The sequence below is a fragment of the Halorientalis pallida genome (genome assembly GCF_049605515.1).
GTDB classification, from domain to species: domain Archaea; phylum Halobacteriota; class Halobacteria; order Halobacteriales; family Haloarculaceae; genus Halorientalis; species Halorientalis pallida_A.
In genome coordinates this window covers 1,861,233-1,884,327 of record NZ_CP187158.1, presented here as the reverse complement: position 1 = coordinate 1,884,327, position 23,095 = coordinate 1,861,233, and the positions used below count along the sequence as shown (strand labels likewise).

The 23,095-nt window shown below is 67.4% G+C and carries 31 protein-coding genes, 1 tRNA gene and 1 pseudogene; 19 read left to right on the top strand and 14 right to left on the bottom strand.

The features are described 5' to 3' along the window. Positions 1 to 66: 66 nt before the first annotated feature. Together ACOZ4N_RS11245 and ACOZ4N_RS11240 are read left to right on the top strand one after the other, a co-directional pair. Positions 67 to 219 (top strand): lasso RiPP family leader peptide-containing protein, encoded by a 153-nt coding sequence (locus tag ACOZ4N_RS11245; protein WP_424016472.1) that lies wholly within the window; start codon positions 67 to 69, stop codon positions 217 to 219. A gap of 217 nt (positions 220 to 436) precedes the next feature. Continuing rightward, the gene (locus tag ACOZ4N_RS11240) at positions 437 to 589 is read left to right on the top strand and encodes a lasso RiPP family leader peptide-containing protein (protein WP_424016471.1); all 153 of its coding nucleotides are present in this window, start codon (positions 437 to 439) and stop codon (positions 587 to 589) included. Between the two features lie 43 nt (positions 590 to 632). On the opposite strand, the gene ACOZ4N_RS11235 is transcribed toward ACOZ4N_RS11240, so the two are convergent. Beyond that, on the bottom strand, positions 633 to 2,411 hold the full coding sequence (locus ACOZ4N_RS11235; protein WP_424016470.1) for an ABC transporter ATP-binding protein: 1,779 nt from the start codon (positions 2,409 to 2,411) through the stop codon (positions 633 to 635). Continuing rightward, on the bottom strand, positions 2,408 to 3,334 hold the full coding sequence (locus tag ACOZ4N_RS11230; protein WP_424016469.1) for a hypothetical protein: 927 nt from the start codon (positions 3,332 to 3,334) through the stop codon (positions 2,408 to 2,410). The genes ACOZ4N_RS11235 and ACOZ4N_RS11230 overlap by 4 nt, the downstream gene beginning before the upstream one ends. Positions 3,335 to 3,470: 136 nt before the next feature. Here ACOZ4N_RS11230 and ACOZ4N_RS11225 point away from each other — a divergent pair, with 136 nt between their 5' ends. Next, the gene (locus ACOZ4N_RS11225; RefSeq protein ID WP_424016468.1) at positions 3,471 to 4,100 is read left to right on the top strand and encodes a metal-dependent hydrolase; all 630 of its coding nucleotides are present in this window, start codon (positions 3,471 to 3,473) and stop codon (positions 4,098 to 4,100) included. Between the two features lie 260 nt (positions 4,101 to 4,360). Beyond that, complete coding sequence (locus ACOZ4N_RS11220; RefSeq protein WP_424016467.1) at positions 4,361 to 4,507, top strand: lasso RiPP family leader peptide-containing protein; 147 nt, start codon at positions 4,361 to 4,363, stop codon at positions 4,505 to 4,507. Positions 4,508 to 4,522: 15 nt separating this feature from the next. On the opposite strand, the gene ACOZ4N_RS11215 is transcribed toward ACOZ4N_RS11220, so the two are convergent. Together ACOZ4N_RS11215 and ACOZ4N_RS11210 are read right to left on the bottom strand one after the other, a co-directional pair. Next, a complete protein-coding gene (locus ACOZ4N_RS11215; RefSeq protein ID WP_424016466.1) occupies positions 4,523 to 5,428 on the bottom strand; it encodes a hypothetical protein in 906 nt (301 codons plus the stop codon). A gap of 191 nt (positions 5,429 to 5,619) precedes the next feature. Then, on the bottom strand, positions 5,620 to 5,817 hold the full coding sequence (locus ACOZ4N_RS11210; protein WP_424016465.1) for a hypothetical protein: 198 nt from the start codon (positions 5,815 to 5,817) through the stop codon (positions 5,620 to 5,622). A 134-nt stretch (positions 5,818 to 5,951) separates the two neighbouring features. On the opposite strand from ACOZ4N_RS11210, the gene ACOZ4N_RS11205 reads away from it, so the two are divergent. The 3 genes from ACOZ4N_RS11205 (at position 5,952) to ACOZ4N_RS11195 (ending at position 8,176) form a co-directional block, all read left to right on the top strand. After that, positions 5,952 to 6,788 (top strand): deoxyribonuclease IV, encoded by an 837-nt coding sequence (locus ACOZ4N_RS11205; protein ID WP_424016464.1) that lies wholly within the window; start codon positions 5,952 to 5,954, stop codon positions 6,786 to 6,788. A gap of 140 nt (positions 6,789 to 6,928) precedes the next feature. Continuing rightward, the gene (locus ACOZ4N_RS11200; RefSeq protein WP_424016463.1) at positions 6,929 to 7,342 is read left to right on the top strand and encodes an EamA family transporter; all 414 of its coding nucleotides are present in this window, start codon (positions 6,929 to 6,931) and stop codon (positions 7,340 to 7,342) included. A gap of 39 nt (positions 7,343 to 7,381) precedes the next feature. Continuing rightward, positions 7,382 to 8,176 (top strand): class I SAM-dependent methyltransferase, encoded by a 795-nt coding sequence (locus ACOZ4N_RS11195; protein ID WP_424016462.1) that lies wholly within the window; start codon positions 7,382 to 7,384, stop codon positions 8,174 to 8,176. Positions 8,177 to 8,375: 199 nt separating this feature from the next. On the opposite strand, the gene ACOZ4N_RS11190 is transcribed toward ACOZ4N_RS11195, so the two are convergent. Further along, positions 8,376 to 8,576: a hypothetical protein gene (locus ACOZ4N_RS11190; protein WP_424016461.1), complete on the bottom strand. Its 201-nt coding sequence runs from the start codon at positions 8,574 to 8,576 to the stop codon at positions 8,376 to 8,378. A gap of 86 nt (positions 8,577 to 8,662) precedes the next feature. Between ACOZ4N_RS11190 and ACOZ4N_RS11185 the strand changes: the two are divergent. Continuing rightward, positions 8,663 to 8,758 (top strand): annotated as a pseudogene (locus ACOZ4N_RS11185) (AbrB/MazE/SpoVT family DNA-binding domain-containing protein); the annotation flags it as partial. Here ACOZ4N_RS11185 and ACOZ4N_RS11180 read toward each other — a convergent pair. Further along, a complete protein-coding gene (locus ACOZ4N_RS11180; protein WP_424019976.1) occupies positions 8,738 to 8,896 on the bottom strand; it encodes a hypothetical protein in 159 nt (52 codons plus the stop codon). The pseudogene ACOZ4N_RS11185 and the gene ACOZ4N_RS11180 sit on opposite strands and share 21 nt — an antisense overlap. A gap of 119 nt (positions 8,897 to 9,015) precedes the next feature. Further along, a complete protein-coding gene (locus tag ACOZ4N_RS11175; protein WP_424016460.1) occupies positions 9,016 to 9,669 on the bottom strand; it encodes a DUF7095 family protein in 654 nt (217 codons plus the stop codon). A 94-nt stretch (positions 9,670 to 9,763) separates the two neighbouring features. Between ACOZ4N_RS11175 and ACOZ4N_RS11170 the strand changes: the two genes are divergently transcribed. After that, on the top strand, positions 9,764 to 10,465 hold the full coding sequence (locus ACOZ4N_RS11170; RefSeq protein ID WP_424016459.1) for an alpha/beta hydrolase: 702 nt from the start codon (positions 9,764 to 9,766) through the stop codon (positions 10,463 to 10,465). On the opposite strand, the gene ACOZ4N_RS11165 is transcribed toward ACOZ4N_RS11170, so the two are convergent. Next, entirely contained in the window at positions 10,466 to 10,933 is a 468-nt protein-coding gene (locus ACOZ4N_RS11165; RefSeq protein WP_424016458.1) for a DUF4442 domain-containing protein, read from the bottom strand. A gap of 73 nt (positions 10,934 to 11,006) precedes the next feature. Between ACOZ4N_RS11165 and ncsA the strand changes: the two genes are divergently transcribed. After that, positions 11,007 to 12,017 (top strand): tRNA 2-thiolation protein NcsA, encoded by a 1,011-nt coding sequence (gene ncsA, locus ACOZ4N_RS11160; RefSeq protein WP_424016457.1) that lies wholly within the window; start codon positions 11,007 to 11,009, stop codon positions 12,015 to 12,017. 171 nt (positions 12,018 to 12,188) lie between these two features. Here the strand turns inward: ncsA and ftsZ are convergent, their stop codons facing one another. From ftsZ to ACOZ4N_RS11145, 3 genes are all read right to left on the bottom strand, one after another. Then, complete coding sequence (gene ftsZ / locus ACOZ4N_RS11155) at positions 12,189 to 13,406, bottom strand: cell division protein FtsZ (RefSeq protein WP_424016456.1); 1,218 nt, start codon at positions 13,404 to 13,406, stop codon at positions 12,189 to 12,191. Positions 13,407 to 13,409: 3 nt separating this feature from the next. Beyond that, positions 13,410 to 13,592 carry a ribbon-helix-helix domain-containing protein gene (locus tag ACOZ4N_RS11150; RefSeq protein WP_092662597.1) on the bottom strand — a complete coding sequence of 61 codons (183 nt, stop codon included), beginning with the start codon at positions 13,590 to 13,592 and terminating at the stop codon, positions 13,410 to 13,412. A 232-nt stretch (positions 13,593 to 13,824) separates the two neighbouring features. After that, positions 13,825 to 14,382: a double zinc ribbon domain-containing protein gene (locus tag ACOZ4N_RS11145; protein WP_424016455.1), complete on the bottom strand. Its 558-nt coding sequence runs from the start codon at positions 14,380 to 14,382 to the stop codon at positions 13,825 to 13,827. A gap of 149 nt (positions 14,383 to 14,531) precedes the next feature. Here ACOZ4N_RS11145 and ACOZ4N_RS11140 point away from each other — a divergent pair. After that, positions 14,532 to 14,605, top strand: a tRNA-Tyr gene (locus tag ACOZ4N_RS11140). A gap of 15 nt (positions 14,606 to 14,620) precedes the next feature. Here the strand turns inward: ACOZ4N_RS11140 and ACOZ4N_RS11135 are convergent. Then, positions 14,621 to 15,415: a winged helix-turn-helix transcriptional regulator gene (locus tag ACOZ4N_RS11135; RefSeq protein WP_424016454.1), complete on the bottom strand. Its 795-nt coding sequence runs from the start codon at positions 15,413 to 15,415 to the stop codon at positions 14,621 to 14,623. Positions 15,416 to 15,599: 184 nt separating this feature from the next. Here ACOZ4N_RS11135 and ACOZ4N_RS11130 point away from each other — a divergent pair, with 184 nt between their 5' ends. After that, entirely contained in the window at positions 15,600 to 15,902 is a 303-nt protein-coding gene (locus ACOZ4N_RS11130; RefSeq protein ID WP_424016453.1) for a HalOD1 output domain-containing protein, read from the top strand. 1 nt (position 15,903) lies between these two features. Here ACOZ4N_RS11130 and ACOZ4N_RS11125 read toward each other — a convergent pair whose 3' ends face one another. Then, positions 15,904 to 16,092 carry a hypothetical protein gene (locus ACOZ4N_RS11125; protein WP_424016452.1) on the bottom strand — a complete coding sequence of 63 codons (189 nt, stop codon included), beginning with the start codon at positions 16,090 to 16,092 and terminating at the stop codon, positions 15,904 to 15,906. A 299-nt stretch (positions 16,093 to 16,391) separates the two neighbouring features. On the opposite strand from ACOZ4N_RS11125, the gene ACOZ4N_RS11120 reads away from it, so the two are divergent. The 7 genes from ACOZ4N_RS11120 (at position 16,392) to ACOZ4N_RS11090 (ending at position 21,929) form a co-directional block, all read left to right on the top strand. After that, on the top strand, positions 16,392 to 17,051 hold the full coding sequence (locus tag ACOZ4N_RS11120; RefSeq protein ID WP_424016451.1) for an HAD family hydrolase: 660 nt from the start codon (positions 16,392 to 16,394) through the stop codon (positions 17,049 to 17,051). Between the two features lie 16 nt (positions 17,052 to 17,067). Further along, positions 17,068 to 17,976: an adenosylcobinamide-phosphate synthase CbiB gene (gene cbiB / locus ACOZ4N_RS11115; protein WP_424016450.1), complete on the top strand. Its 909-nt coding sequence runs from the start codon at positions 17,068 to 17,070 to the stop codon at positions 17,974 to 17,976. A gap of 157 nt (positions 17,977 to 18,133) precedes the next feature. Further along, positions 18,134 to 18,862, top strand: coding sequence for an adenosylcobinamide-GDP ribazoletransferase (gene cobS, locus ACOZ4N_RS11110; protein ID WP_424019951.1), 729 nt, complete (start codon positions 18,134 to 18,136; stop codon positions 18,860 to 18,862). After that, complete coding sequence (locus ACOZ4N_RS11105) at positions 18,862 to 19,437, top strand: NTP transferase domain-containing protein (RefSeq protein WP_424019950.1); 576 nt, start codon at positions 18,862 to 18,864, stop codon at positions 19,435 to 19,437. The genes cobS and ACOZ4N_RS11105 overlap by 1 nt, the downstream gene beginning before the upstream one ends. A gap of 36 nt (positions 19,438 to 19,473) precedes the next feature. Continuing rightward, positions 19,474 to 20,526 carry a threonine-phosphate decarboxylase CobD gene (cobD, locus tag ACOZ4N_RS11100; RefSeq protein ID WP_424016449.1) on the top strand — a complete coding sequence of 351 codons (1,053 nt, stop codon included), beginning with the start codon at positions 19,474 to 19,476 and terminating at the stop codon, positions 20,524 to 20,526. Beyond that, the gene (locus ACOZ4N_RS11095; protein ID WP_424016448.1) at positions 20,523 to 21,239 is read left to right on the top strand and encodes an adenosylcobinamide amidohydrolase; all 717 of its coding nucleotides are present in this window, start codon (positions 20,523 to 20,525) and stop codon (positions 21,237 to 21,239) included. Before cobD ends, ACOZ4N_RS11095 begins: the two co-directional genes overlap by 4 nt. A gap of 27 nt (positions 21,240 to 21,266) precedes the next feature. Continuing rightward, a complete protein-coding gene (locus tag ACOZ4N_RS11090; RefSeq protein ID WP_424016447.1) occupies positions 21,267 to 21,929 on the top strand; it encodes a cob(I)yrinic acid a,c-diamide adenosyltransferase in 663 nt (220 codons plus the stop codon). A gap of 124 nt (positions 21,930 to 22,053) precedes the next feature. Here ACOZ4N_RS11090 and ACOZ4N_RS11085 read toward each other — a convergent pair whose 3' ends face one another. Further along, entirely contained in the window at positions 22,054 to 23,058 is a 1,005-nt protein-coding gene (locus ACOZ4N_RS11085; protein ID WP_424016446.1) for a calcium/sodium antiporter, read from the bottom strand. Between the last annotated feature and the right edge of the window lie 37 nt (positions 23,059 to 23,095).

Genomic DNA, 23,095 nt, shown 5'->3' with positions numbered 1-23,095 from the left:
CACCAATCACTGTCATTTATGTTAGCAGGGCAAGCTTTAATCGTTAGTATATAATAATTTAGGCCGATGGCAGAGAAAGAAACGGGTGGGTACGAAGCCCCGTCTGTCACGGAATACGGTTCAGTCGAATCGATCACGGAAGCGAAGAACAAGTACCAGCTCGGGAAAGACACGGACATCGACGCGATCAACCTGAAAGGGTCGGTCGGTTTCAAGTAACGAGCGTCGATCCGCTCGCCATTTTCTCGACACGCCGTTTCGAGCCGCAGCCACGACTATGACGCATGGCGCGGTTTACAGCTGTGTCTCGGCATCACCGAACAGGGAACTGCAGGGCGTGGTGACGACCGTTCGCGTTCGTTCGAAATCAGCGTCACTAAACACTATCTTGTTAGTAGGGCAAGCTTTAATCGGTAGTGTCGAGTAATTTAGACTGATGTCAGGGAAAGAAACGGGTGGGTACGAAGCCCCGTCTGTCACGGAATACGGTTCAGTCGAATCGATCACGGAAGCGAAGAACAAGTACGAAATCGGGACCGACACGGACATCAAGGCAATCAACCTGAAAGGGTCAGTCGGCTTCAAGTAAGGTCCGTTCGCACGATCATTTTTCGACGCGCAGTCGCCCGTGGCTACGACTGTGACGCGTACAGGTCGGCGTACAGCCCGCCGCTGTCGATCAGTTCTTGGTGGGTCCCGACTTCGGTAACCCGTCCGTCGACCAGCGTGTAGATCCGGTCGGCCTCGCTGACGGTCGAGAGCCGGTGGGCGATGCTGATCGTGGCGTACTCGTCGTCGGTGCCGCCGATTCCGGTGTGCACGTCTTGTTCGATGTTCGAGTCGAGGTCGCTGGTGGCTTCGTCAAGCACCAGCACGTCGGCGTCTTTCAACAGCGCCCGCGCGATCGCGACGCGCTGTTTCTGGCCGCCCGACAGCCGGACGCCGTCTTCGCCGACCAACGTGTCGTAGCCCTCGGGGAGTTCGTCGAGGAACTCGGTGACCTGGGCGATCTCACAGGCGCGTTCGACCTCTGTGGCCGTGGCGTTGCGGTTTCCGACCGTCACGTTCTCCCGGAGCGTCTGGTCGAAGATGAACGGGTCCTGGCGAACGACGGCCAGTCGCTCGCGCCACTGGTTCGCGTCGAGTTCGTCGATCGGGGTGCCGTCCGCGTAGATGCGGCCGGCGTCGGGGTCTTGGAGCCGCCCGAGCAGGGAGACAATCGTCGACTTGCCGGCCCCGGACTGGCCGACGAACGCGATGTGTTCGCCGCGTTCGACCGAGAACGAGATGTCCCGAAGCACCGGTTCGTCCTCGTCATAGGCGAAGGACACGTCCTCGAAGGTGACGCGGTCGACGCGGTCGACGGGCTGGTCGCCGCTGGACGCGGGGGCGGCCGTGGCTTCCAGGTCTTCGATGCGCTGTCGGACACGGACGAGATGGGGCAACATGCCGTCCAGCGAGTAGAGCATGTCGTTGACCTGGGTGATCGTCGGGGAGAGGCGGAACACGGCGAAGAGGAAGACGCCGATCTCGCCCGTCGAGAGGGCGGTGTAGCTGAACCCGACGTAGACGAGTCCGAACACGACCATCGCGTTCGTGAACTGGTTCAGGTTGCTCATCGCCGCCTGGTTGCGCTCCAGTCTGACGCCGAACGCGAAGTAATCGTCCAGGGCGTCGTGCATCTGGTCGACGAGTCGGTCCCGCATGTTGTACAGGCGGGCGTCCCGCGCGCCCTGGAGGGCGGTCTGGGAGATGGTCTGGAGCCGGCTGTTGACCTCGGCCACGTCGTCCCCGACGGTGTAGGCGGGTTCGAGGACGTACCGGACGAACAGCGTGCTCGCTCCCAGGCCGACGAGTGCGACGAGCGTCAACAGCGGCGAGAGGACCGCGGCCAAGACGAGGTACACGACACCGCGGAGGACGGAGTCGACGATCCGGACGACGACCGTCACGGCCGTGCCGGCCCGGGTGGCCTCCGTGACGAGGCTGTTGAGCAGGTCGTCGGTCCCCACCTCGTCGATGTAGTCGATCGGGGCGTTCGAGAGGGCATCGAACAGTTGCCGGCGGAGTTCGCGCTGGTAGCCAGTGTTCAACATCGCGCGTAGCCACCCGGTGAAGAAACTCGCCGTGAACCGCAACGTCATCACCAGTGCGACGCCGGCGATCAGCGTCTCCAGCGTGAACGGCACGCCGACGAACGCGTACACGTCGACGAACGCCCCGAGCAGTCCGTCGGCTTCGGTCGGCGCTGACGACGACTGCGTGAACTCGATGATGGGCAGGAGAAAGCCGACGCCGATCCCTTCGAGCAAGGCGGTGAGGAAACTGAGGCCGACGATGGCTACGCCGATTTTCGGCCTGAACAGTGCGGCGTCGCGAACTGCGCTGAGTTTCTCGCGATCCGGAATCACGTGTTCGCTCTCCTGGGCCCTTCGCCGTCGGCCCGAACGTCCTCGACGACCGTCTCGACCAGGTCCGGCAGTGCGGTCAGTCGCTGGGGTCGCCTGAGTTCCCTGAGCGGCGTCGTCTCTATGAGTCGCGCACACCGTCGGAAGTGTTCAGGCATCGCCTCCGTCTCGTCGAGCAGGCTCGCGGTGTAGGTGTTGTCCACGAGCACGACGAACCGATCCCGGGGCGGGACCGGCCGAACCGACAGCTCCGGTCCCTTCGTGAGGACGAAACAACACCGGAGCGGCACCCAGTCGCGGCCGGTGGCCGAGTCGACCCGGACGTACAGCTTTCCGTCGTCTCTGGGCTCACCCGCCACGTCCACGTCGAGAGTGTCGGCCACCTCCGGGCTCAGCTTCAACTGCGGGATGCCGGGCGCGACGACCGGCGTCTCCTCCCGGAACCGGATCGGGACGATGTCGTCGTCGAGTAGTCTGTGCCCTGCCGCTTCGAACGCGGTCGCGGTCGTCGACTTCCCTGCCCCAACGTCGCCGAGGAACACGACGGCACCGTCGTCCGTCGCGACCGCGCTCGCGTGTAACAAGAGCGTCCCGCGGAGGTGAAGCAAGACGCCGAGTATCTGGCCCTCCAGCACCCGCCGGAATGCGACCGTCTCCGGAACGGTCCCGGCGTCGACGTCGACGAGGACGCGCTCTCCGTCCTCGATCCGAAACGTGCCGAGGTCCGCGTAGGAGATCCGGCAACTCGACGGGCCGGCGTCGATCCGGCGCTCCCGCCCCGGCTGGTCACCCGCCGGTTTGACGGGCGTGAGGTCGCCCTCCCGGATCACCACGTCGGGGGCCGTCACGTCCTGAGCGGGTGTGGCCAGTTCCGGCAACTGGAACACCGACTCGATCGTCAACCCGTACGCTTCGTAGTGATGCATGTGGAACTGTCTGCGTTTGCCGTTCGTTTCCCTTTGATAACAATTTACGTTTTCGACTCATACTTGCGGTAAGAAACGCGACGGGCCGCCGATCCGAGGGCTTACTACAGCCGGAGTGTCATAGAACGAAACGAAGATGTTGCCCTGGTCTCACCTCGGTGTCGGCTATCTCGTCTACTCCCTGCTGGTTCGGGTCGGAACTGGCGAGTCGCCCCGGGGTGGACCGGTGCTGGCGATGGTGCTGGGAACGCAGTTTCCGGATCTGCTCGACAAGCCGCTGAACTGGTGGTTCAGCGTGCTGGACGGGCGGGGCATCGGCCACTCGCTCCTGACGATGGTTCCGCTCTGTGTCGCGGTCTATCTGTTCGCCCGCCGGTACGACCGGGGGCCACTCGGCGCGGCGTTCGGGGTCGGCGTCCTGACCCACCTCCCCGGCGACGCGTGGGTCGCCCTGCTCTCCGGCGAGTTCCCGGCCGAAGCGTCCTATCTGCTCTGGCCGCTGCTCCCCGCGCCGACGTATCCGAAAGACAGTCTGGCCGACCACGTCGCCGCGATCGTGGCGAGTCTCCAGGAACCGATCCGGGTCGCGATGGGTGTTGACTCCGTGCTGGACCTCGTCGGCCTCCTCCTCGGCCTCTCCCTCCGGTTCGTGTTCGTCCTAGTTCCCCTCCTGGTCTGGCGAGCGGACGGGTACCCGGGGCTCCGGACCGTCTGGACGGTGACCACCCGGTCGGGTCCGGGTCGGGGCCCCGATCGACACGACTGATCGCGCTCGCCGTGCGTGAAACGTCGATGGTCCGTGTTTCGTTCACCGCTCGAGTCGGATCGTTTCGAACGAAACGAACACCACCGTGAGTGTCCGGCACCGCGTCGGCACTCGAAAATAGACGCGCACTCGTTTCGGACTCGGCGAAGACGGTGCGAAACCGGACGACGAAACGACCGAACGGTGACCGAGTACGCCCTGTTGCCCACGGAACGAGACGAATACGAAATTTTATTTCCGTTGTTCGTGTTGTAGGTATTATGAGTCAGCTCGACGAAGAGTACGAACCGCCGGCGCTCACGGAGTACGGAGCCATCGAATCGGTCACCGAGTTCGGGGACACGAACAAGGACGGCTGGGGGAAAGACACCGACCTCTGTGTCATGCCGCTGAAGGGGTCGTTCTGACCGGACCGGCGGCATCTACCCCGTATCGAGCGCCGACACGACGGCCTCGACGGCGTCGGGAAGCGCGTCGTGGTCGACCGGTCGGACGAGTCGCTCGACGGTGGCCCGTTCGAGGACGGCCGAACACGCCTCGAAGTTCCGCGAGGTGGCGTCCGTCTCCGAGAGTAACCCCGCCGTGTACGTTGCCAGAACTAGTTCGATGAGCTGTCGGCGGGCTGGCACGGGTTCGATGGCGACCGAGTCGCCGTCGGTCAGGATGTAACACCGTTTTAGCGGCGACGCACCGACGGGGTCGTCGGCCCCTGTCCGGTGAAACACCTTGCCGTCGAAGGCATCGATTCCGCCGTCGGAGACGGTGTCGATACCGAGCGTCGCCGCCGTCTCCGGATCGAGTTTCAACTGCGGAACGCCGGGTGAGATGGTCGGTTCGCCGTCCGTGAACCGGAGTACGACGACGTCGTCGTCGAGGAGCCGGTAGCCGGCGCCGTAACAGGCCGCCGCCATGGTCGACTTTCCGGTACCCGAACTACCGAGGAAGACGACGGCGTCGCCGTCGACACCGACCGCGCTCCCGTGTAGGACCAGATCGCCCCGCTGGTGACAGACGACACCGAGGACCTGCCCCTCCAGCAGGCGTCTGCACACGGGTGTCGACGTGCCGTCCGGCCCCACGGGATCGACGAGGACTCGCTCCCCGTCCGTCACGAGAAACGTTCCGACGCCCTCATAGGTGAGACGACAGCGGCCGGGCTCGGCGTCGATGCGGCGGTCCGGGCCGGCCGCTCCCGTTCCCGGCGGGACGGGGTCGAGTGACTCACGGCGGAGCAGGACGTCGGGATCACCAGCGGCGTCGGCAGCACGCAGTTCCGGCAGGGGAAACGGTGATCGAACGGTGAGTCCGTACACGGAGTAGTCGCGCATGGCCGTCGAACTGATACAGGTACGTGCCTGCTCGTAATATCTGTTAGCACCGTAACGTGATCTCCGACGGCGCTCGCCCCGCGGTACGACTGGACCCGCTGGGCGTCTGCGTCGTCGACCGGTTTCCAGGTCTGAAAACTGGCGTGGAACTGGTCACCCGGGGACGACTGGTCGAGAAAGAGTCGGTGTGATCAGGGTCGAGACGACGTCTTCGGTCGCGACTGTGACCGCCCGACGAGTCTGCTACCGGCCGCTCGAATCCGGTGCAGTTGCCGGGCGACCGTGGTCGCGAGTGTACCGACCGTCAGCACGACGACGTAGACGGCGAGCAACACCAGGATCTTGACCACGTCGTAGCTGTACCCCAGCACACCGGATTGCTCCCTCATACCACGCAAGAATCGTGGCCGCACACATAAACACTCGGCTCCAATTATCATTATTTGAACTGGTCGGCGGCCGTATATTGCCCGTCGCCGGTCCGCATCGAAGCCGCTTTGACGCGGACACACTCAGTGTCGATATGCTCAGAGTCGGTGCACACACCTCTATCGCCGGCGGCGTCGACAACGCCGTCGAGGAGCAACTCGACTACGGCGGCAACTGCGGGCAGATCTTCTCGCACTCCCCGCAGGTCTGGCAGGAGCCGAACATCGATGCCGACAACGCCGCGAAGTTCCGGGATCGCTCCGAGACCGAAGACGTCGGGCCGTGGGTGATCCACTCCTCGTACCTGGTCAACCTCTGTACGCCCAAGGAGGACCTCCGGGCGAAGTCCATCGACTCGATGCAACGGGAAGTCGACGCCGCGGCCGAACTCGACATCGAGTACGTCAACGTCCACCTCGGAGCCCACACTGGAGCCGGCGTCGATCAGGGCCTCGACAACGCCGCGAGCGCGCTGGACGAACTCGACGTCCCCGACGGTGTCACGGTGCTGATCGAGAGCGACGCGGGTAGCGGGACGAAACTCGGGGGCCAGTTCGAGCACCTGGCGACCGTCCGGGAGCGCACGGAACAGGACATCGAGTTCTGTCTCGACACCGCCCACGCCTTCGCGGCGGGGTACGACCTCTCGACGCCCGAGGGGGTCGACGACACGCTCGCCGAGTTCGACGACGTGGTCGGCCTGGCGGACCTGGCCTGCGTCCACCTCAACGACTCCAAACACGAGTGCGGGACGAACAAGGACGAACATGCCCACGTAGGCGAAGGCCTGATCGGCGAGGACGGCATGCGCGCGTTCGTCAACCACGAGGCCATCCGGGACGTGCCCCTGGTGCTGGAAACGCCGACCGAAGACGGCCGCGGCTTCGCCTGGAACATCGACCGCGTCCACGAACTGCGGGACGGCGAATAATTTTACACGAGGGTATCTTTTCGGATGGTTTCGGACAGCCGAATCGAGCCAACGGGTTAGTACGTGGCGACTTGGATGGTGGGTATGCCCAACTTCTGCGCGCTGGTGATCACGAATCGTCTTCCGGGGGTGACCGAGTCGTGAGATACGTGTTGTGGGCGGTGGGTGCGATGGTGAGTTACTCCGCCGTCTTCCTGCTGGTGAAACTGGCCCAGCGGGAACTGCCGGCCTTTACCGTCATGACGATCGCCATTCCGATACTGTTGGTGACGACGACGCTCGTGACGGTTCTGACCGGTGAGTGGGAGCCCGCGTCGCTCACGAATAGACACACGTTGTACGCGGTCGCCGCGGGGTTGGGGCTGGCCGGTGCGGTCGTCGGGTACTTCCGTGCGCTCGCGACCGGGCCGGTCAGCGTCGTCGTCCCGATCTACGGACTCTTCATCGTCGGCGGTGCCGCGCTCGGGATCGTCCTACTGAACGAACCCCTCACCGCCCGGAAGGGACTCGGCATCGGTTTCGCCGTCCTCAGCGTCGTCCTGATCGCGACCTAACTCCCGGCCGTTTTTATCGGGTAGCCACCAACCTCGGGTGTGCGCGAGTTCAGCGCCGAGTACTTGGAGACGACGCGGGCAGGGATGTGGGCCGACTCCCGTGAGGCACTCGCCGACCTCGACCTCTCGGGCCGGGAGCGCGTCCTCGACGTGGGCTGTGGGACGGGCGAACTCACGCGTGTGCTCCGCGAGGAGAGTCCCGCCGAAGTCATCGGCCTCGACGCCGACCGGGGACTGCTCGCGAGCGTCGACCCGCCGCGACTGCAGGGGGACGCGCTCTCCCTGCCGGTCGCCGACGACAGCTTCGACCTGGTGGTCTGTCAGGCGCTGCTGGTGAACCTGCCCGATCCGGCCGCGGCGGTCGCGGAGTTCGCTCGCGTCTCGACGGAGCTGGTCGCGGCCATCGAGCCGAACAACGCCGCGGTGTCGGTGACCTCCTCGGCCGACCCGGAGGCACACCTCGCGCGCCGCGCGCGCGAACTCTACCTGCAGGGGATTTCGACCGACGCCACGCTCGGCGCTGACGCGGCGGGCGTCTTCGAGGCGGCCGGCCTGACCGACGTGACCACGGCGCGGTACGATCACGAGCGACGGATCGACCCGCCCTACTCCGAACACGCCGTCGAGGCGGCCCGCCGGAAGGCCAGCGGCGAGGGTCTGGAGGCCGACCGCGAGACCATGCTCGCCGGCGACGCCACGCCCGAGGAGGTCGACGACCTCCGGGAAGCCTGGCGCGCGATGGGCCGGGACGTGATCGCTCAGATGCAGGCCGACGAGTACCACCGACGCGAGGTCGTCCCGTTCTTCGTCACCGCCGGCTCCGTCCCCGAGTAACTACCAGAAAAAGTATATTTGTCTGCCGGCCGGCTGACGGTTTTAGATAAGAAATCTGGTACGTATTATATCGGATTCCGTATGTTTCTGGGGCCGTAATACAGTCTCGGCGGGCGTGCAATCCCGTGGTTCTCGCCGCGCCGCGGAGGTCCGTCTCGGCGCGTCCCTCACCGTTCGCGTCGTCACCGAACCGACTCGCTCACCCGTCCTCACCGCCGTTCTCACCGTCTTCTTCGCCGCCGTTCTCACCGTCTCCCGCACCTCCTTCTCCGTCCTCTCTCTCGTCCCCGTCGTTCTCCTCACCCTCGTCGTTACCCTCTCCCTCGGGGCCGGCACACCCCGCCAGTCCGAACAGCCCGAGCGCACCGAACTGAGCGAACCGTCGCCTGGACAGTCGCATACGCTGAGGGTCCACGGGAACGTACTTAGTCGGTGGTGCCGACAGGTGCAGGGTGTGCTGCCAGGGGCATCCGAATACATACAGTGATGCCTACGCTCTGTTGGAATATGCCGACCGTCGACTCGAAGGGTCGAGTTTTCATCCCGAAGGAGGTGCGCGAGTCACTCGGGATCCATCCCGGTACCGAGGTCGAGATCAAAGAAGTGGACGGGAAAGCAGTCGTCGAACCGGTGGCCGATCCCGAACGAGTCATCGAGCGAATGCCGGAACTCGCTACGGAGATCGAAGACAGAGATCCCACGCCGTACGACGAACTCCACCCGCAGTCGAAAGCGCAGGTCGATACGATTCGCCGGCAGGCCGTCCAGTCGGACGAAGCGCAACGGATCGGGTCGACAGCGGAGCAACTGCGTTGCTCACTCGGTGCGTCGACCGGCGATCAGACCACGTCTCCCCGAACCGTCGCCCCCTCCGCCTCGGCGCGGTACTGTTTCACCGCGTCGGCCGCCTCCTCGGCCTCGTCGGCGTCGAGGCCCAGCATCTCCAGCGCGCCCGAGAGCGGCGGGAAGGCGAACTCGCTCTCCCGGAGTTTCCGGAAGGCTTCGTCGCTGCGCCGTCCCTCGACCCACAGACAGACGCCCCGCGGATCGAGAATCTGCGTGTAATCTTCGCGGGCCATCGCGCCCTCCAGTCGCTGTCTGACGTTGTCCTCGAAGGAGGCGTTACAGACCTCCAGGTGGATCGGTTCGTCGTCGTCCACGAGGTGGGCGGCCAGGCACTGCTCCGGTGCGGCGTGGCCGTTGGCGTTGGCGCGCAGGTACTCCGGGTACGCGTCGGCCCAGTCGGCGTCGACGGTCTCCCCGACGCCTTCGATCCCGTGGGACTCGCGGAACTCCTCGGCCCGGTCGGAGTCGCGCCCGAAGAGCATGTCCTTGGTGACGTAGACGTCCAGCCGTTCGACGGGGTCGAGGCCGAGCGCCACGTCGCCGTAGACCCACACCTCGCGAACGGGCACGGGCATCGGCTCGGTGGCGACGGTCTCGACGAGGTCGGCCACGCGGTCGACGGCCGCCCGGCGCTCGAAGTCGGTCATCGCTTTCCCTACCGACGCGACGGGCAAAACGGTTCCGTGGCTCGACGGCCGTGTCGGCACGGGGATACTTACCACAGGCCGCCGACGCGCTGGTATGCGCCGCGAACTGTTCGGCCCCGAGGACGGCCGCGACCTCGTGGTCGTCCTCGGCTGGGGCAACGAGTTCGAGTTCGAGACCGTCCAGTGGCTGCTCGACCAGCTCACCGACGCGGGCCATCGCGTCCACGGCTTCCAGATCCCGACGGTCGTCACCGACTTCGAGGACGAGTGGCTCGACCCCGTCGCCGAGTACGTCGCCGGGTTCGAGGACTACCGCCTGCTCACCCACTCGACGGGCGGCCTCATCGGCGAGTTCCTCGACGATCCCGCGCCCGTCCACAAAGTCCATCTGAGTCCCTGGTGGGGATTCCACGACGACCTCGACAACCCCGTCGTGAATCTGGCGATGAAACTCCCGCTCGCCAAACCCATCCTCCCAGCGGGCATCGACAAGGAGTCGCTGGGCATCCACACCACGGACCACCAGATCGAGGCCACCCCCAGCAAGGCGGCCCCGACCTTCCTCCGGGAAGCCCGGTGGGGGCAGCAACGATTGCCACCGTTCGACGACGACACCGTCGTCTTCTACACGCCCCAGGACCCCGTCGTCAGCGCCGACGCCATCGAGGCCCGGACGCCCGAGCGCAACCGGATCAGCTACGAGGGTGGCCACGAACTGTTCGGCTCCGCCAGCCGCGAGGACCACATCGACACCGTCCTCGCCGCCCTCGACACTGGCGTCGACGCCCTCGAGTAGTCAGGCCCGCTTTTCGTCGTCGGTGCTGACGTGGAGTGTCTTCTCGACCGTCGCGTGGACCACGCCCTCCTCGTCGACGAGATCCACCGTGTACTCGCGGTCGATGGACTCCTCGTCTTCGAGCGCCCGCTCGATCTCGGCGATCTCCGCGTCGGACACCTCGAACGTGGCGTAGAGGTCCGACTCGCCCGGCTTCTTGAACCGGATCTCGGCGGCCTTGTCCCAGACCACGTAGTCGTCGCCGAGGCAGTTGATCAGCATGAGCATGTAGATGGGGTCGACCGCGCCGTACATCGACCCGCCGAAGATGGTGCCGACGTAGTTGCGCGTCCGCAGGTTCCGGGGCACTTTGACGTGTACCTCGGACCAGTCAGGTTCGATGTGTGTGACGCGCCCGCCGGTCCCGCGATAGGCGGGGAACAGTCGGAAGGCCAGCTTCCAGAGCCGTACCCGCAGTCGGTCGAACATACCGGTTCGAGCAGGCACTGGGGGAAGTACGTTTCCGAAACGGTCAACCGCACCCATCGGCAAGGGTTCGCCAATGGACTGTGACAAGTGCGGCGACGAGGCGGTGATGCACGCCGCCTATTCCGGCCTGCACATGTGTGCCGACCACTTCTGTCGGTCCGTGGAGACCCGGCTCCGTCGGCGCGTCCGCGAGGACAACCTGCTCCCCGACGACGCCAGTCCCGACGACCCCGAGACCTGGCTGATCGGCCTCTCGGGCGGCAAAGACAGCGTCGTCCTCACGCAGATCCTCCACGACACCTTCGCCGAGGACCCGCGAGTCGAACTGGTCGCGCTGACCATCCACGAGGGGATCGAGGGCTACCGCGACGAGTCCCTGGCCGCCTGTCTCGACCTGACCGACGACCTCGACGTGCGCCACGAACTCGTCACCTACGAGGAGGAGTTCGACCTCCGGATGGACGACGTGGCCGTCGAGGACCCGATGGACATGGCCCCCTGTGCCTACTGCGGGGTCTTCCGCCGCGATCTCCTCTCGAAGTACGCCGACGAGTACGACGCCGACAAACTGCTGACCGGCCACAACCTGGACGACGAGGCCCAGACCGCCCTGATGAACTTCTTCGAGGGCGACGTGGAACAGATGGCCAAACACTTCGACGCGAGTCTCGGCGCGTTCCCCGGTGCGGACGACGACGGCGGCGACCGCGACGGCACGCCCGTCCGCGTCAGCACCGACGGCCCGTTCGTGCCCAGGGCCAAGCCCCTCCGGGACGTGCCCGAGAAGGAAGTCGCCCTCTACGCCCAGTTGCAAGGTCTCCCCGCCCACATCACCGAGTGCCCTCACGCCAGCGAGGCCTACCGCGGGGAGATCCAACAGCTCCTGTTCGACATGGAGGAGAATCATCCGGGCGTCCGACACTCGATCATGGCCGGCTACGAGGACCTGGCCGCGATGGCCGCCCGCGCCTACCGGGACGGCGGCGGTCCCGAGTACGGCGAGTGTGAACGCTGTGGCGCGACGACGACCCGCGCAGTCTGCCGGAAGTGCTCGCTGGTCGAGGCGGTGCAGGCGGCGGACTAATCGCTTCGCTCGTGGATCGATCCCGATATCGTTTTATCAGCTCGTTTCAGACTCGTCCGCCGAGCGTCAGACGCACGTCACACGAGAAACCGACGGCTGACTGGATGTAAACGTACGTTTTCGCGAGAAAAGCGGAAAGTTAGTGGGACGGTTCGCGACTGGGCCGGTCGCTCAGTTCGTCCGGATGACGTCGAGACCGTTCTTCGTCTCGCTGGTCTCGTCCTGGCCGCCGTCGGCCCAGCCGTCACTCTGGGCACCGGAGGCGTTGCCCATGCCGTTCTCGACGTTCTCGCTCGCGTCGAACGTGCCCTCGAACTCGGCCTCGTCCGCGTCCATGGCCTGCTTGGACTTGTCGGCCTGCTTCTGGGCCGTCGGACCGAGGATCTGGGCGCTCTGGACGCCGGTCATGATGGCCATGACCCGCACCTTGCCCTTGTACTCCTCCTGGATGCGCGCGCCCCAGATGACGTTGGCGTCGGCTTCCAGGCGGTCGGTGATGTTCTGGGCGATGCCCTCGGCCTCCTTCAGCGTGAGGTCGGGGCCGCCGGTGATGTGGACCAGGCCACCCGAGGCACCGCGGTAGTCCACGTCCAGCAGCGGGTGGTTCATCGCGTCCTTGACGACCTCCTCGGTCTTGTTCTTGTCCTGGGTCTCGCCGACCAGCATGACCGCCACGCCACCCTTGTTCATGATGGCGGACATGTCGGCGTAGTCCAGGTTGATCAGCGAGGGCTGGGTGATCGTCTCGGAGATGCCCTTGACGGTCTCGGCGATGATCTGGTCCATCACCGAGAAGGCCTTGCCGATGGGCAGGTTCGGGACGTAGTCGAGCAGGCGGTTGTTGTCCAGCACGATGATCGAGTCGGCCTCGTTACGGAGTTTCTCGAGGCCTTCCTCTGCCTTCACCGTGCGGGCACGCTCGACGTTGAACGGCGTCGAGACCATGCCGACGACGATCGCGCCCTGCTCTTTGGCGATCTTCGAGACCACGGGGGCCGCACCGGTCCCGGTGCCACCACCCATGCCGGCGGTGACGAACACGAGGTCCGCCTCGCCCAGCACTTCCTTGATCGTGCCCTGTGCCATCTCGGTCGCGCGCTCGCCCATGCTGGGGTCGCCACCCGCGCCGAGCCCGTTGGTGAGGCTCTTGCCGACCAGGATCTTCGTGTCGGCCTCGATCATCTCGAGGTGCTGGCGGTCGGTGTTGATCGCGACGGTCTCGGCACCGTCGACGCCGATGTTGTACAGCCGGTTGACCGTGTTGTTCCCGGCACCGCCCGCGCCGACGATGACGATCCGGGGGTCACCGAAGCCTTCTGCGCCAGCGTTGTCCTGCTGTTTCTTCTCTTTCTCGTCGTTTTCGAGTGCCGACTTTACGAGGTCCTGCATCGTCTACACCTTGGCCCAGGACCGCTTGCGTTTGTCAGAGGAGTCCCGGGAGTCCTCCTGTTCGTTTAGCATGTCGCGGACGGCCGACCGTATGGCCTCGCTCCGGTTCGGGTACTCCCCGGAATCGACCATTCGTTCGACCTCTTCGATCTGCTGTTTCGGAATCCGTAGTGTCACACGCTCCATTTTTGGTTCCCCTGTTAGGGTAAGACGGTGGGGGTATGTCACCGCGCCCCAGTGTTTTACACACCGGAAATCGCACCACGGCAGCCGATTGTTGTGCACCGCGCCCGGTGTGTAAGACGCACCGTCTTACGCAGGGTTTACATCAGACTGTTGGGTTATAAAGGTTTCCCCTACCGTAAGACAAGTGCGTATTAACGGAGTAAACGCCATCCTAACCACTGTTTACGGCGGGTTACGGTTGGTCTAACACGTCCGCTGCCGGGGTCCGGCGGCCACAGCCGGGGCAGAACGCCCAGTCCGAGCGCAGCTCGTCGCCGCACTCACAGAAGACGCGGCGGGCCGCCTTCTCACCGCAGTTCGGGCAGTAAACGTGGTTAGCGCCCAGGTCTTCGCCGCATTGCTGGCACGTGTTACGCTCGTCCGCGGCCGCGTCTGACACGTCCTCGCTCTCCTCGGCGGGCGTCTTACGCTCCTCGACGCTCACGTCGTCGGATTCGGTGGAATCGCCGTCGAGAGCGATGTTTACGTTGATATCCTGTGGCTGGCGCGGCGTAAACGCCGTCTCCAGCCGGTCGGCGATCATCGCGTCCACACGTTCCGCCACGAGGTCGTCGAGGCTGTCTTCCGTCGGCGTCGCCGACGCGCTCGACGTCGAAGCCTCGGGGGCGGTGTCGGTCTCCCCGTCGAGGTACGTCCGGAGAGCCTCCCGCATGACCTCGCTTTTCGACGCGTCGAACTCCTCGAGTTGCTCGATGAGTTCGTCGTCCGCGCGGAACGTTATCTTGCTCATTCGGCCTGTCATACACAAATCAGCCAAGGTATTTCAATCTTCCCGACCGTCTGACGGTCGTCAGTCGCTGGGACGACGAGCCTCGGGCCCGCGGGCGATTCTCGAATGATAACGGTTAAGTCCGACAGTGGTCCTACGTTGTGATGCGTCCGCCCTTAGCTCAGACTGGTAGAGCAGTCGACTGTAGATCGACTTGCCCCCCGTTCAAATCGGGGAGGGCGGATTCTTCTCGCGGCACTCACTCCAGAAGCGCCTTCAGAATCCGAAGCTCCTCGTCCTCCGAGATCGTCTCGGCGTTCAGACACGCGTGCACGACCTTGTGGACGAGGTCCGGATCGTCGAACGCGGCGGCCTCGCCCCCGTCGTCGCGGGCCGCTTCGAGGGCCGCGATCCGTTTCCGGAGGTCGTCGAGAGCGGTCTCTATCTCGGCTCTCGGCGGGTCGTCGTCCGCTGCCTCGGGCGGTGTCGGCTCACCCGTATCCGTCGCGGGTGTCTCGGTCGCGGAGCCGCCGTCCGTCGTCACGCCGGGCGCTGGCGGGTCGTCGAAGACGGCGTCGACGAACGACTCGCGTTCGCTCCACTCGAAGCCCTCGATTCCGTTCACGCGCTTGTTCACGGTCGCGCGCGACACGCCCACGCGCTCGCCGATCTCCTGCTGTGTCGCCGTCGGCTCGGCCGCGACGACCGCGAGTACCGCTCGCTGTTTCTCCGAGAGATCGCTCGGCTCGGGGTAGCCGTCGGACGCCGTTTCAGCGCTCGGCTCGTCGGCCGCGTCGGTCGTCTCGTGGTCGTCCGACGAGTCCGTGTCGTCGGCTGTCCCGGTCTCCTCGCCGGTCGACGCGTCCGAGGGGTCGGTGTCGGCGGCGGGATCACCGTGTTCCTCGAAGACGTGTTCGACCAGATCCGGTGTCGCGCTCGGGACCATCGACGCGAGGTCGTCGACCGACGCCTCGGGATTCTGCCGCGCAACGTCCAGGATTCGCCTGTGCCGCATCGAACTGGGGAGTGACCCACCCGTGTCTTCGGTTCCCATCCGTGTGTCCACTACAGTTCTTCTGACATGATAACTCTTATTCGAGTTGCAATTTTCGCCATCCGTCCCGTCCGGCGGTGGCGGTGTCTGACCGAAGAACGACATATTAAATAGCCCGGTGGACAACCTCGGAACGAGAGGATTCTGTCGTCGCGTGGCGCCCCCAGAACCAGCTAGATCCGCTATGACACCCCCTGACGACAGGGAGGTCACGTACGATTCGGAGACCGGAACGTACCGGACCTCCTACGACCCGACGACGCAGAACCCGAGCATCCGCGTTCTCGAAGCCGTCGGAACGGTCAGAGACGCCGAACCCACGGCGCTCGATCCGCTCGACGAGTACGTCGATCCGGACGCGCTCGACCACGTGTTCGGGCCGACGACCGAGCAGTCGGGGGTCCACGGCTCGCTCTCTTTCAACTACGAGGGGCTGCTCGTCGTCGTCCACAGCGACGGCGAGATCGAACTCAGGGAACAGGTCTGAACTACGCGCGCTTCTCGGGTGGCCGGCCACCGCTGTCCAGCCACTCCGTCGACCGGATGTCGTAGCCGCCACAGTCCGGGCAGACCTGTGGTTGTCGCTCGAACGTCGCGTGACAGGCGAGACACTCGTACTTGGACCCCTCCGACTGCTCGCGGGACAGGTACTCCTTCAACCGCAGTAGCGTACCCATCCGGATCACCTCGTGTCCCGCGAGGGGTGTGTACGAGACCGCACTGTCGTCGTGGGGGTGGGGGGATACCGGCCTCGGGCCTCAGTCATATCACGGGATGACGGACCTCGCACTATTGAATGCACCCGACCGTTCAACCGGGGGACGGCGCTGGTATCCCGGCAGTCTGTGGCCCCGGGTACAGATACCGAATCCGAGAGGTTTTCTCGGCGACGTTCGCACCGGTAGGTCGTCACTTCGTCACTGGTAGTCGTCGGATGACCGCGCCGTTGAAGTAACTGCCGCGGGTGGATTCGCGCGTGGCAGTTTCGTTCGATCTCTTCGGGACGCTGGTCGACGTCGACCGGTCCTCAGACCCGGCGGCAGCGGTCGCGACGGCGCTGTCAGACAGGGGCGTCGCCGTGCCCGACGACTGGGCGAGCGCCTACCGTGAGCGACACATCGACGCGCCCGACGGCGCGGCGGTGCCACTGCCCGCTCACGTCAGCGCCGCCCTCGCCAGCCGCGGCGTCGACGCGCCCGGAACGGCCATCAGACGCGCCGTCGTCGCCGCGTTCGACCCCGGCGTCGAGACGCGGGACGGCGCGGCCGAAGCCGTCCGCGCGGCCGCGGCTCACGGCCCGGTCGGCGTCCTCTCGAACTGCAGCGTCCCCCATCTGGTCTCGCGCGTCCTCACGCGCTCGGCCGTCGATCGGGACCTGCTGGACGCCACGGTCACGAGCGTCGGCTGTGGCTGGCGCAAGCCCGACCGCCGAGCCTTCACGGCGGCGGCGACGGCGCTGGACGTGCCCCTCGACGACCTCTGGCACGTCGGCGACGACCCGCGGACGGACGGGCGGGTTCTCGACCGCGAGTCGGCGGCCGACACGCCCGACGCGGCGGGCCCGAACCACGTCCTCTTGGCGGACGTGTCCCTCGCCGAGTTCACCGAATACATGGAGGGTCGGGCGTGGGACTGACGGGGGTGGGCGGGCCGTGCTGAGCGCCGGCGCGGTCGGGCTGGCGCTCGCCCTGGACGCCGCGGTCGCCGAACTCCCGACGCCCGTCCATCCGGTCGCCTGGTTCGGCCGCGCGGTCGGGCCGCTGGACCGGGACTGGCCCGCGCCGCGGCTGGTCGGCATCCTCGGTGTGCTGGCGCTCCCGCTGGCCGCGGCGGCGCTCGTCTGGGCCGTCGTCGCGGCTGCGACGGCGCTGGCCCCGCTCCTGGGCGCGGCCGTCGCGGGACTGGTGCTGTTCGTCACCACGAGCCTGCGCCGGTTGCTGTCTGCCGTCAGAGACGTGAGCGAGGCGACCGAGCGCGACCTCACGCTCGCACGCGAGGAACTGCGGGCGCTCGCGGGCCGTGACGCGTCGGCGCTGTCGGCCGGGCAGGTCCGGAGCGCGGCCGTTGAGAGCGCCGCCGAGAACCTCGCCGACGGGCTGGTCGCGCCGCTGCTGGCGTTCGCCGTCGGCGCACAGCTCTCCCCGGCGGTCGGCGCGGCCGCGGCCGCCTGGGTGAAGGCGGTCAACACGATGGACTCGATGCTGGGGTATCGCTCGAAACCCGTCGGCTGGGGGCCGGCGCGACTCGACGACGCGGTGATGTGGGTCCCCGCCCGCGCGAGTGCGCTGTTGCTCGCGGCCGCGGCGGGCGCACCGACCGCGACTCGCCGCGCGTCGCGCTGGGTCGGGTCGGTCCCCTCGCCGAACTCCGGCTGGCCGATGGGGGCGCTCGCGGCGAGTCTCGACGTGCGGCTGGAAAAACCGGACGTGTACGTCCTCAACGCCGACGCGCACCTGCCCACGGTCGAGGACGCCCGGGCGGCCGTCCGGACCGTCGCCGTCGCGGGCGGGCTCGCGTACGCGCTCACGGCCGCGCTGGTCGTCCTCCCGGAGGTGCGCTGACGTGTCCGACGACAGTGTGACGCGTGACGACACGTCCGACGACACCGCGTCGGACTCGTCACACGACGGTCCCTCGGCGGGAACGGGGGCGACCGCCGAGCCGACCGACCCGCCCGATTCGTCCCCCGCTCGGGTCGTCGCCGCTGGCCGCGGGTCGCTGGGCTTTCTCACGCAGCTGCCGGTCGGCACCGACCGGCGGGCCTGGGACGCCTTCCGGCGGACGCCCGCGGCGTTCGTCCCTGTCGGCTACCTCGTCGGCGCGCTCGCCGCTGTCCCCGTCTTGCTCCCGCTTCCGGTCGCGACAGCGGCCGTCCTCTTTCCGCTCGGCCTGGTCGCACTCACGGGGATCAACCACGCAGACGGCGTGGCGGACGTGGGGGACGCCGCCGTCGTCCACGGCGGCGAGGACCCCATCGCGGCCCGGCGGCGGGTCCTGAAAGACAGCGCGGTCGGCGTCGGCGGGACGCTCGCGCTCGCTCTCCTCGTGGCGGCGCTGGTCGCCGCCGGGGCCGCGCTCGCGGGTCTGCCGGCGCTCGCGGCGCTCGGCGTCGTCGTCGCCGCCGAGGTGGGCGCGAAACTCGGGATGGCCCTGCTCGCCGGTCTCGGGACCGCGCCCGCCGACGGCCTCGGCGCACAGCTGACCCGCGTCTCCGGCGGCCGGGACCTGCTCGTGCCAGTCCTGCTGGCCGCGCCCGCCGCGGTCCTGACTCTCCCGTCGCCGGCCGCCGCAGTCGCGCTGGGCGCGGGCGTCCTCACGACGCTCGCGTGCTGGCGCTGGGCCGAGGCTCGCCTCGGCGGGGTCAACGGCGACGTGTTCGGCGCGGCCAACGAACTCGCGCGCGTCGTCGCGCTCCACGCGGGGGTGATCGCGTGGACGCTCTCCTGATGTGTGGCGGCCGCGGAACCCGCCTCGACGCGCCGGTCGAGAAACCCATGTACCGGGTCGCCGGCCGGCCCATGGTCGACCGCGCCCACGACGCGCTCGCGGGAAGCGAAGTCGAGTCGGTCGTCGCGGCAGTGTCGCCACACACGCCCGAGACGGCGGCCCACCTCCGCGAGTGCGGCGTCGCCGTCGTCGAGACGCCCGGCGAGGGGTACGTCGCGGATCTGGACGCGGCACTCTCGACGCTCTCCCGCCCGGCGGTGACCTGCGTGGCCGACCTCCCCCTGCTCTCGCCCGCGCTGGTCGACGAGGCCTGCGAGGCCGCCCGGAACTCCTCGGCGGACTCGCTGACCGTCGCGGTTCCCGCGGACCTGAAACGGCGACTGGGGGTGAGCGTCGACACGACCTTCGACGAACGGGGTCGAGAACTCGCGCCGACGGGGCTGAACGTCGTGGGTGGCGACGATGGGACGGTGTGGGTCACGTCGGCGGCGCGGCTGGCGGTCAACGTCAACCGCCGGGGCGACGGGGCCGTGGCGGGGTGGTTGGCTGCACGGCTCGGCCAGCCGAAAGAATGAAAAGTATATTTCGACCGGAGACACTGGGTACTGGCGATGGATCCCGACGCGGTAGACTCCCTGCTCTCGGGCGGGTCCGACGACGACGACCCGGTCGCGGACGATGCGCGGGTCCCACACGGGAGTTCGGACGACCGGCAGGTACTCGATTTCAGCGCCAACACCAACCCCCGGTACCCCGAGGCCGTCCCGCGGATCTACGAGACCGCACTCCCGACCGCACGCGAGTACCCCGCCGACGACTACTCCGCGTTCCGCGTGCCTGCGGGCGAGTACGTCGGCTGTGAGCCCGAGTCCGTGATCCCGACTGCGGGCGGACTCGCGGCCATCCGACTCGCCATGGGCACGGTCGTCCACTCCGGCGAGTCGGTCCTCGTACCCGCGCCGTCGTTCAGCGAGTACGCCCGCGAGGTTCGCCTCCAGGGCGGCGAGCCCGAGTTCGTCCCCCACGACGAACTGCTCGACGCCGACCCGGCCGACCACGCGATGGTCGCAGTCTGTAACCCGAACAATCCCACGGGCGAGGCCTACGACCCCGCCCGCCTCCGCGAGTACGCCGACCGCTGTCGCCGGGCGGAGACCGTCTTGCTCGTCGACGAAGCCTTCCTCGATTTCACCGACCACCCGTCGCTCGCGGGGGCCGAGGGCGTGATCGTCGCCCGTTCGCTCACCAAGATGTTCGGCCTCCCCGGCCTTCGCGCCGGGTTCGCGGTCGCGACGGGCCAGCTCCGCGAACGGCTCGCGGCCGCGCGGCTCACCTGGTCGCTGTCCGAACCCGCCGCCGCCGTCGGTGCCTACTGCATGCGACAGACCGAATTCGTCGCCGAGACGCGCCAGCGGATCGCCCGCGAACGCCCCAGGATGGCCGCGCGACTCGGCGACCGCTTCGACGTGTTCGAGTCGGACGCCCCCTTCCTCCTCTGTGACGCCGGGTCGAGCGAGGCCGTCGACGCGGCCATCGCCGAGGCCCGCGACCACGACATCGCGATCCGGGACGCCCGGACCTTCCGCGGCCTGGACTCGCACTTCCGGGTGGCCGTGCGGATGCCCGCCGAGAACGACCGCCTGCTCGCCGCGCTCGGTATATGAACACGATCGTTGCCGACGGCGTCCTCCGGGTCTCGGGCCCGGACCGCTGGCTCGCCACGGGACCTGGCGGTGGCTTTCGAACTGCACCGGCCGCCTACAATGTCTCCGTCCCCGAGGGATTCGACCGAACCGATCTCGATAGCTACGTCACCGAGCGTCGCGAGCGGGCCGGATTCGAGCGCGAGGGGCCAGCCCTGCTGACCGGCGTCGACCTCGGACACGCCCGCGGTGCCCGCGCTGGGCCCGTGACCGTCGTCGCCACGGCGGGACTCTCGAACCCGGCCGCGCTCCGGATGGACCCGGACGCGGCGGCGAGCGACGACGAGGCCGGGGCCACGACCGCCGACCGCGAAACCGGGACGGTCAACCTGCTCGTGGGGACCACACGCGCGCTCGACCGCGGCGCGCTGGCGACCCTGCTCGCGACCGCCGTCGAGGCCAAGACTGCGACCCTCCAGTCCCTGACGGGCTTTACTGGTACTACCTCCGACGCCGTGGTGGTGGGTTGCCACCGGGACGGCGAATCAGCCGACTTCGCGGGCAGTGGGACGCCCGTCGGCGCGGCGACCCGGGCCTGCGTCCGCGACGCCGTCCGGGCGAGCCTCGACTCACGATACACCGACCGCGAGATCCCCGGGGACGTGGCCGACGCCGACCACGGCGTCCGGACCGACCAGCGAGCCACCGTCTTCGAGCCGACGGACCGGGAGTGATACAGTCCCCGCGTCCGGAGGACGGGTATGACAGACGAGACGGATGCGACCGACGACCCGCTCGGCCCTCAGGAGATCGAGCCGAGCGCGCCCGAGGAGTTCGGCCTCGTACAGGTCTGGTGGGGCGACGGCAAGGGCAAGACCACCGCGGCGCTCGGGATGGCCTTCCGGGCCGCCGGCCACGGCTACCGCGTCCACGTCCTCCAGTTCATGAAAGGCGGGACTGGCACAGTCGAAGACGTGCGCGGCGAGTACAACGCGATGGCCGCGATGCCCGGCCTCTCCTACGAGAACGCCGGTCACTACGGCTGGCACGGGTTCATGGACGGCAGCGACGACGACGAACACGACGCCCGCGCGAAGGGCGCACTCGCACGGGCCCGGGAGTTGATCGAGGGTGCCGGCGAGGCCGACCTGGACGAACCGCTCCCGCTCGACGGCGACCCCGCGGCGGGCGTCCACATGCTCGTCCTCGACGAAGTGCTGTACGCAGCCAACAGGGGCCTGATCGACCCCGAGGACGTGATCGGACTGATCGAGGACAAACCCGGGGATCTGGAACTCGTCCTGACGGGTGGCCACGACCGGCCCGAGTACATCACCGAGCGCGCCGACCTGGTCACCGAGGTCGGGAAGGAGCGCCACCCCATCGAGGCGGGCCAGGGGGCCCGGAAGGGGACGGAGTTCTGAAAACCGACGGACGGCTGTCTGACGCGCGGCGAACGACCACCACAAGACACATTACCCGCCCCCTCCGCTCCAGTGTCGTGGCGGACGGGCGCGACACGCGCTCCCCACCACAGTCACACGCTCCTCAGACGAGATCAACGATCCACTTGGCGACGGCTACGAGGACCAGCGGGACCCCCTCACCACGCGAGAGTTCGCCCCCGGTCGCGAACAGCGCGATCACGAGGACACAGAGGCCGATCAACCAGAGGACGCTCGTCGCGGCCGCCGCCGCGACGGTGAGTGGCACGAGCAAGCCGGCCAGGCCGAGGATTCCAAGCGCGTTGAACACGCAACTGCCCAGCAGGTTGCCGGCGGCCACGTCACCCAGGCCGCGGCGGGCGGCCACGAGCGACGCCACGAACTCCGGTGTCGAGGTTCCCACGGCGACGATAGTCTCGCCGATCACCCACTCGCTGAGGCCGGCCACCCGCGCGAGGTCGGCCGCCGACCCGACCAGCAGGTTCGCGCCGAGGACGATCAGCGCGAGACCGACGGCCGCGGTCAGCACGAGCCGAACCGTCACCGTCTCGACCGCCGCCGCGACGGTCTCGCCGGGCTCGTCGCCGCGAACGACCGCGAGCATGTAGCCGAGAAACGCCGCGACCAGCAGGGCTCCCTCGACCCGCGTCACCGTCAGATCCCGGCACACCAGCCCACAGAGAACCGCACTCGCGACGACGACGGTCCCGTCCCGTCGGACGAGTGTCCGCGAGGCGACGACCGGTCCGAGCAGTGCCACGCCACCCAGGACGAACCCCAGGTTGACGATGTTCGAGCCAATGACGTTCGCGACCGCGATGTCGGCCCGGCCGACGACCGCCGCGTCGAGCGTCACCGCGATCTCCGGGAGGGATGTCCCGAAGCCGACGACCGTCAGTCCGATCACGAGGTCGGAGACGCCCAGCCGTCGAGCGAGGGTCGAGGCGGACTCGACGAACCGGAGACCGCCGACCCACAGCGCGACGACGGCAACACCGACGAGCAGGAAGTCGATGGCTACAGCAGCGACAGCCATCCCCTCCTCTCTGGGCGGCGCTCCCGAACGCTCGCGTGTGTCATCGTCGGACCCGACGGGACCTGTCGACATGTAGGCGGCGGTCCGCAGCCAGTACTGGCCCGGAAGA